Genomic DNA, 2,820 nt, shown 5'->3' on the forward strand with positions numbered 1-2,820 from the left:
GAGGGAAAATTCATCCTCAGAGACGAAACCTTAGGATAGTGGAGCCTTAATCAAAAAGTTTTAACCCTTTTATGAATAGCCGACTAACCATAAAGGCTCCACTATCCTTACGGTAACTTTAAGACCTTTGAGGACGGGGTATTCTTTTCCCTCTCAAACTCTCCCACTCTGATAACCAATAACGACCAAAGTAGCAATGACTGGTCAAGTTTACAGTGGATTTCTGCGCCAGCTTTCCACTAGTGATAACAAAGAGATACTCGCCCTACTACCCCTTTCTGAATTAGAGGATAACGTCATTGGACGTGACCCTAGCTGTAAAATTTCCTTAGATCCCTATCGCTACGTCAGCGTATCGCGCCGTCATGCGGTAATTAGCCCTCTGACCCCTCTAAAAAATGGCTGTCCCCGCTGGGAAATTTGTGACCTTGATAGTGTGAATGGCACCTATGTCAATGGCGAATATTTGCAGGGTTGTCAGCAATTGCACTCAGGGGATCGGATTGAGTTGGGTCACGATGGTCCAAAATTCATCTTTGAGTGCGAGGTAACTACATCCTTTAATTTACCATCCATCCCATCCCAAACTATTGCCATAGAAAAACCCCTAAAACCGATTAGCAAGATACCAAAGCCTCAGACTGATTATGTCACCTTTACCCAACTGTTTCCCATCTTCTCAACAGGACGGGATTTAAATCAGAAAGCTTTTTTGGCTCCTGGTATCGTGACTGTACTCTTTGTCGTATCAATGTTTGCTGCAGTTGGTCAACCAGTAGTTTTTAATCTGTTGCTAGCTGCCTACTTGGCAGGATTAGCCTATTACTTTGTTTACCAACTTTGTGGCAAACCTAAACCTTGGTGGGTGCTGGTGGGTAGCACTCTATCCACCAGCTTAATCTTGATCAGTCCGCTGCTGCCCCTATTTATCAATATTTTTCGAGGAATTTTACCTGGCGATATACCACAACTAGGTGAAGTTGTCAACTTGACTACTTTATTCATCCGGATGTTTTTTGGTGCTGGGTTAATGGAAGAGTTGCTCAAGGCTATACCTGTGCTGGGATTATATGCTTTGGGACAGTTGCTGCGTACCCCTTGGCGAGAAAGAATTGGTGTCTGGGAACCCCTCGATGGAATTTTATTGGGGACAGCATCAGGGGTGGGATTTACCTTGGTAGAAACCTTAGGGCAATATGTGCCGAATATTATAGACGATGTGATACTGCCAACTACTGAATTGGACGGTCACCTGTTAGGATTGCAGTTGCTGATTCCTCGGGTTCTTGGCTCAGTGGCAGGACACATGGCTTATAGTGGATACTTCGGGTATTTTATTGGGTTAAGCGTCCTCAAACCCCGTAAGCGTTGGCAGATCATAGGCATTGGCTATCTGAATGCTTCTGCTCTGCATGCCTTGTGGAACGCCATGGGATATGTTAATAGTATACTCTTGGCAATAGTTGGGGTTGTGTCCTACGTCTTTTTAACAGCGGCAATTCTCAAAGCAAGGGCACTGTCACCAACGCGATCGCAAAACTTCGCCACCCAATTTTTTAAAAATTAGGGATAATTATTAAAGTTTAAGGTTTAAAGTGTAAGGTTTAAAGTGTAGCATTGAAAGGGGTTTAGAAGTTTAGCCTATCACGTTAACTAAAAACTTTAACCACAACTAGGATTTACACTTCATAATTCATAATTGCTAATTCATAATTAGCAGCTGTTGGAAGAACAATCAATTCCATGAACATCAAACTCACAATTTTAACAACTGCGGCTTTACTAACTACGACCAGCATCAGCACCATTGCTAAAGCTGAAAATCTAGCTCATACTCAACAGTTACTCTCAACCAAACAGTGTCAAGGGTGTGATTTAACTAGGGTAGGTTTGATTATGGCTGACTTAGTGGGTGCTAATCTCGCTGGGGCTGACTTGAGTCGTGCTAATCTCAGCCGTGCTAATTTGACAGGAGCTGACCTGAGTGGTGCCAATCTCAGTGGTGCTTCTCTCAATGGTGCTAATCTTGCTGGTGCTAATCTTGCTGGTGCTAACTTATTCAGTACTGACCTGAGGGAAGCGTTTTTAGTTAATGCCCAATTGTATGGTGTGAGCTTGAGTAATGCTTATATACAAGGAACCATCGGTATTCCAGATTATGCAGGTACCCCAGAAGATTTCTATGCGTGGGGAGTAGTAGAAGCCAAAAGAGGTAACTATAAAACTGCCATTGAGTATTACGACAAAACCTTGAGCATGAAGCCTGACTTTGCTCCAGCTTTTTTGGCTCGTGGTATGGCTCGTTTCCAACTTGGAGAGGAAGTAGCAGCGACCCAAGATGGCACTATTGCTAGTGAACTGTTTAAAGAACAAGGAAATATTCCTGGATACCAGGCGTCACAGAGTTTGGTTAAAGGGATAGAAATTGCCCAAAATTCTGCAACCTCTAAAGGAGGTTCTAATTTAGGCAATGCCTTGGCATCGGTTGGGAGCATACTCTTGAGATTTCTTTCTCCGTTTTAAGTGGCTTTTAAGTGGCTAAATTTTAATAAGTTGCTAAATTTTAGGTGTGGGCTGATGGCCAAGCACAACTATCCCTATTTCCTAGAACTATCGCTATTTCCTAAAATCTAAAACCTCCTCAGGTCAAGATTACCTAAGGAGGTTTTAGTCTAAATTAATTATCCTGGCACTGAGCTATTTTAGCAGGCAGCTACCCACCAACTATCTTCGCCGCAGCTACGTTTCACCTCCGAGTTCGGGATGGGGTCGGTGTGGTTCCGTCGCGCTATAAGCACCAGGAAGGTGGAATGGGCATCT

At 43.5% G+C, this 2,820-nt stretch carries 2 protein-coding genes and 1 rRNA gene; 2 read left to right on the forward strand and 1 reads right to left on the reverse strand.

The annotated features are described in order from the left end of the window. The first annotated feature begins 196 nt into the window (after positions 1 to 196). Both F6K49_RS39420 and F6K49_RS39425 read left to right on the forward strand, forming a co-directional pair. Positions 197 to 1,567, forward strand: a complete 1,371-nt coding sequence (locus F6K49_RS39420; RefSeq protein ID WP_293106036.1) for a PrsW family glutamic-type intramembrane protease — start codon at positions 197 to 199, stop codon at positions 1,565 to 1,567. A gap of 176 nt (positions 1,568 to 1,743) precedes the next feature. After that, positions 1,744 to 2,523, forward strand: coding sequence for a pentapeptide repeat-containing protein (locus F6K49_RS39425; protein WP_293106039.1), 780 nt, complete (start codon positions 1,744 to 1,746; stop codon positions 2,521 to 2,523). Positions 2,524 to 2,684: 161 nt separating this feature from the next. Here the strand turns inward: F6K49_RS39425 and rrf are convergent. After that, a 5S ribosomal RNA gene (gene rrf / locus F6K49_RS39430) occupies positions 2,685 to 2,802 on the reverse strand. Positions 2,803 to 2,820: the final 18 nt, after the last annotated feature.

It is taken from the genome of Moorena sp. SIO3I6, assembly GCF_010672095.1.